Origin of the sequence: Arthrobacter sp. I3 (assembly GCF_000520575.1) — a bacterium.
Classification (GTDB): domain Bacteria; phylum Actinomycetota; class Actinomycetes; order Actinomycetales; family Micrococcaceae; genus Arthrobacter; species Arthrobacter humicola_A.
This window is the reverse complement of record NZ_KI914930.1, coordinates 27,024-31,631: the sequence shown is the minus strand read 5'-3', so window position 1 is coordinate 31,631 and position 4,608 is coordinate 27,024. Positions and strand designations below refer to the sequence as shown.

Below are 4,608 nucleotides of genomic sequence, written 5' to 3'. Positions count from 1 at the left end.
ACCCGTGCCCGCCTGGGCACAAACGTGGACGCCGTCGCCGGTTAAGCGCGGTCCCCGTCCAAGGGAGCGTCGGTGGGCGTCGGCGGGTTCTGGCAGGATAGGTCAGTGACGATTACAGCAGCGGCCGACGGTTCGGCCTTAGGAAATCCCGGCCCGGCCGGCTGGGCCTGGTACGTGAATGACGACTGCTGGCGGGCCGGCGGATGGCCCCACGGCACGAACAACCAGGGCGAACTAATGGCGGTGCTGGACCTGTTCCGGGCAACGGCGCACATGCCCCGGGAAGACCTGCTGATCCTCTGCGACAGCCAGTACGTCATCAACGCCGTGACCAAGTGGATGCCCGGCTGGAAACGCAAGGGCTGGCGCAAAGCCGACGGCAAGCCGGTGCTGAACGTGGACCTCCTCAAGGACATCGACCAGGCGCTCGTGGGCCGCAACTACACCTTCGAGTGGGTGCGGGGCCACGCGGGGCACGAGCTCAACGAGGCGGCGGACGTCCGCGCCCGGGCAGCGGCCACGGCGTACCAGCAAGGCGTGGCCGTCCGGCAGGGTCCCGGGTTCGGCACCCCGGAGGGCGAACCGCCAGCGGGCAAGACACCGCAGGACAAGATGCAGCAGGACAAGATGCAGCCCGCCGCCCTGCAGCCCGACGCCCAGCCCGCCGCCACCCCTGCGGCTGCCGCCCCCGCGGCCCGGCCGCATGCAGCCCCGGCGCCAGCCGGCCAGCAGGAACTCTTTGGCGTGCCGGGGACCTACGACGAACCGGACCTCTTCAGCGAACTCGAAGAAGAACGTGCCGTAGACCGGGCGGAGGCCAGCGCCGAAGCCGTCGTCGAGTCCCTCGAACGCGAACTGCTCCGCCCCGAAACCCGGGCGGACCTGGGCCGCACGGGCGTGCTGCTCCACCCGGATTTCACCGAAATCGGCAGCTCCGGCCGGATCTGGACCCGCGACGCCATGATGATGTCACTCGAGGACAACCCGGGCGGAGCCGTGGAGCTGGAATTGTTGGGCGCGGACCGGCTGGGTGAGAAGACCATCCTCCTGACCTACCGCAGCCACACCCGTGAGGGATCGGCCCTGCGCAGCTCCCTGTGGGTCCTTGAAGGCGCGCAATGGCGCCTCCGCTTCCACCAGGGCACACCCGAGGCCTGAGGGCGCGTGCGGCTCACGTGAAGCGCTGCGCATTGCCCTGTTCCGCCTGCGCATAGGTGGCGGCAGCGGAGTTCAGCGCGAGGTTGATGGACGCCAGGGACGCCTCGACCCTGCCCTGGGTCAGCGTCCACTCGGCCACGAGGGTTTGGAAATTAGTCGCCGCGGAGCCCCGCCAGCTGCCCTGGAGCTCGTCCAGCCCCCGTTTCATGGCGTGGACGTCCGCGCTGATCCTCTCCACCGTGGCCTGCACGTTGGCGGACTTCAGCTGGAGGAGTTCCGTATCGACGGAGATGATGCTCATGGAAAGGCCTCTCGAACGCTCGGGAGGCGGCCGCGGCCCGGCGGAGCACGGTGACCGTCAGCGGGTCAGCGGTGGCGTATTGCGCTGACATTTTCGGTGAGAGCTGGCGGGGGAGCGGCTGCCTCATCCGGATCTTCCGGACACCTCGAGCGTAGGCGGGCGGCGCGCCGGCCGGACACCGGCGTCGGCCCCTATGTGGATAAGTCCGCTGTGGACCGTTCCGTGGCCTCTTCGTCCAGGAGCGGGATGCTGACCACCAGCGTGGCACCACCGCCGTCGGTCTTCCCGACCCGCACGGACCCGGAATGCGAGCCGACGATGGCGGCCACGATCGCCAGGCCCAGTCCGCTGCCGCCGGTCTCCCTGGTCCGTGAGGTGTCGGCCCGGTAGAAACGCTCGAAAATACGGGCCGCCTCGTCATCCGGAACCCCCGGTCCGTGGTCCCGGACCTCGATCACGGACTGCCGTGTTCCGTCCGGTGCGGTCCGGACCCCGACGCCAATTTCGACAGGGGTGCCCTCCGGCGTGTAGCGCAGGGCATTGCCGACCAGGTTGCTGACCACTTGGCGCAGTTTGGCTTCGTCGCCCAGCACCGGGGCGGCGGCCGGGGCCGCGCCGTCAATCCCGGTGAGGGTGATGGTGCGGCTGCGGTCGCTCGCCTGGGTGTCCACCACGGCGTCGTTGGCCAGCAGCAGCAGGTCTGCGGGTTTCTGCTGCAACGGCCGCTGTTCGTCGATCCTGGCCAGCAGCAGCAGGTCTTCGACCATGGCTCCCATGCGTTTGGCTTCGCTTTCGATCCGCCCCATCGCCGTGGCCACGTCTTCAGGAGTGGACAATGCCCCGTGCCGGTACAGCTCGGAGAACCCGCGGATGGTCACCAGCGGGGTTCTCAGTTCGTGCGAGGCGTCGGCGGCGAAGCGCCGCATCCGCGCCTCGGACGCCATCCTGGCGGCGAAGGCCGTCTCAATGTGCGCGAGCATGGCATTGAGCGAGCTCCCAAGCCGGCCCACCTCCGTGCCCGGGTTCTCCACCTCCACACGCTGGGACAAGTCTCCCGCGGCGATCGCGGCGGCAGTCTTCTCCACCCGGGCCAGCGGCCGGAAGGACCGCGAAACAGTCCAGGTGGCAATGAAGAACGCCAGCACGAGCGTCAGCAGGCCCACACCCACCACCACCAGGGCAGCGTGTTCCATCACCGAATCCACGGGGTCCAGCGGCAGCCCGATCACGACGACGGCGCCGCGGTTGTTGTTGTCCACTACGCTGACGGCCACGACCCGCCAGTTGCCGCCCTCGGATCCGCGGACCTGGAAGGGCATCTGCTGGCGTTCCCGGGCCTCGACCGAGGAAAAAGTGCTGAGCGCGGGGTGGGATTCCTTGTCGCCGCCGAACGTGTAGGGCGGAAGACCGGGGCTGAAGAGCATCAGCGAGTAGTCGGTGGGAACGGTGGAGTTGGTCTCCTGCAGCTGGCTGAAGGACTGCTGCTGGCGCGCGGATTCGACGGCGGCCCGGAGCTTGTCATCCACCTGGCCCTGCAGGAAGCTGTGCAGCAGCGTCAGCGTGCCCGCCCCGGTAGCCGTGAGGGCCACCAGCATGAGCGCCATCATGATGGCCACGAGCTGCGAGCGCAGCGACGCCGATTTCCAGCGGTACAGCAAGGTCAGCGCTTCTCGGCAGTCCGCAGAACGTAGCCGACGCCGCGCTTGGTCTGGATCAGTGCCGGGGCATCGGGATCGATATCCACTTTGCGGCGCAGGTAGGAGATGTAGGACTCCACGATCGAGGCGTCGCCGTTGAAGTCGTACTCCCATACATGGTCCAGGATCTGGGCTTTGGACAGGACCCGGTTCGGATTGAGCATGAGGTAGCGCAGGAGCTTGAATTCCGTGGGCGAAAGCTCGATCACTGTCCCGCCGCGCCGGACCTCGTGGGCGTCGTCGTCGAGCTGGAGGTCATCGACCCGGATCACGGCGTCGTCGTCGACCTGGGGTTGCGTGCGCCGGAGTACGGCGCGGATGCGGGCCACCACCTCGTCGAGGCTGAACGGTTTGGTGACGTAATCATCCCCGCCCACGGTCAAGCCGGTGACTTTGTCCTCGGTGTCGTCCTTGGCCGTGAGGAACAGGACGGGGAAGTGCTTGCCGGCGGCGCGCAGGCGCCGGGTAACGGTGAAGCCGTCCATGTCCGGCAGCATGACGTCCAGCACCGCCAGGTCGGGGGAGTGCAACTCAGCAGCAGCCAGTGCCTCGCGTCCGCTGCCGGCCGAGACGACTTCGAAACCAGCGAAGCGCAGGGACGTGGAGAGCAGCTCGCGGATGTTCGGTTCGTCATCGACGACAAGCAGCTTGGCTTCGGGACCGTTCTTCTTCATGTTCCCATGATGCTCCCAGACTCTGGGAGTTTTCTGAATGGAGGTTGTGTGTTGCATGGCCGCATCCCGGCACCCGCCTAGCCCGCGGTGCCGACGTCCTTGGCGTCCATGATCCGGTAGGCGTACCCTTGCTCGGCGAGGAACCGCTGCCGCTTCGCGGCGAAATCCTGGTCCAGGGTGTCCCTGGCCACGAGCGAATAGAACCGGGCCGAGCGGCCGTCCTTCTTCGGGCGCAGCAGCCGGCCCAGGCGCTGGGCCTCCTCCTGGCGGGACCCGAATGAACCGGAGACCTGGATCGCGACCGACGCCTCGGGCAGGTCGATGGAGAAATTGGCGACCTTGGACACCACCAGGGTCTGCACCTCGCCGGCGCGGAACGCGTCGAACAGCCGCTGGCGCTCCTTCACCGACGTGTCGCCCTTGATCACCGGCGCGCCCAGGCGCTCGCCGATCTCGTCGAGCTGGTCGATGTACTGCCCGATCACCAGGAGCTGTTCCCCGGCGTGTTCGGCGACGAGTTCTTCGACCACCCGGGTCTTCGTCTCGGAGGTGGCACACAGCCGGTATTTGTCGGCGTCCTCGGCCATGGCATAGGCCACCCGCTCGTCGCGGGGCAGGTCCACCCGGACTTCCACGCAATCGGCCGGGGCGATGTAGCCCTGGGCCTCGATGTCCTTCCACGGCGCGTCGTAGCGTTTCGGACCGATCAGGCTGAAGACCTCGCCCTCCCGGCCGTCCTCCCGCACCAACGTGGCGGTCAGCCCGAGCCGTCGGCGGC

Annotated in this window: 5 protein-coding genes; 1 reads left to right on the top strand and 4 read right to left on the bottom strand. The window is 68.0% G+C overall.

The window, feature by feature from the left end; genetic code table 11:
* The first annotated feature begins 105 nt into the window (after positions 1 to 105).
* A complete protein-coding gene (locus Y706_RS0113260) occupies positions 106 to 1,158 on the top strand; it encodes a ribonuclease HI family protein (protein ID WP_028276952.1) in 1,053 nt (350 codons plus the stop codon).
* Positions 1,159 to 1,171: 13 nt separating this feature from the next.
* Here the strand turns inward: Y706_RS0113260 and Y706_RS0113255 are convergent, their stop codons facing one another.
* The 4 genes from Y706_RS0113255 to Y706_RS28235 form a co-directional block, all read right to left on the bottom strand.
* A complete protein-coding gene (locus tag Y706_RS0113255) occupies positions 1,172 to 1,459 on the bottom strand; it encodes a WXG100 family type VII secretion target (protein WP_028276951.1) in 288 nt (95 codons plus the stop codon).
* A gap of 191 nt (positions 1,460 to 1,650) precedes the next feature.
* Positions 1,651 to 3,117, bottom strand: coding sequence for a sensor histidine kinase (locus Y706_RS0113250; RefSeq protein ID WP_028276950.1), 1,467 nt, complete (start codon positions 3,115 to 3,117; stop codon positions 1,651 to 1,653).
* A gap of 2 nt (positions 3,118 to 3,119) precedes the next feature.
* A complete protein-coding gene (locus Y706_RS0113245; RefSeq protein WP_018775770.1) occupies positions 3,120 to 3,830 on the bottom strand; it encodes a response regulator transcription factor in 711 nt (236 codons plus the stop codon).
* Positions 3,831 to 3,907: 77 nt separating this feature from the next.
* Positions 3,908 to 4,608: helicase-related protein (locus Y706_RS28235; protein WP_043436148.1), on the bottom strand; the 701-nt coding region annotated here is incomplete at its 5' end.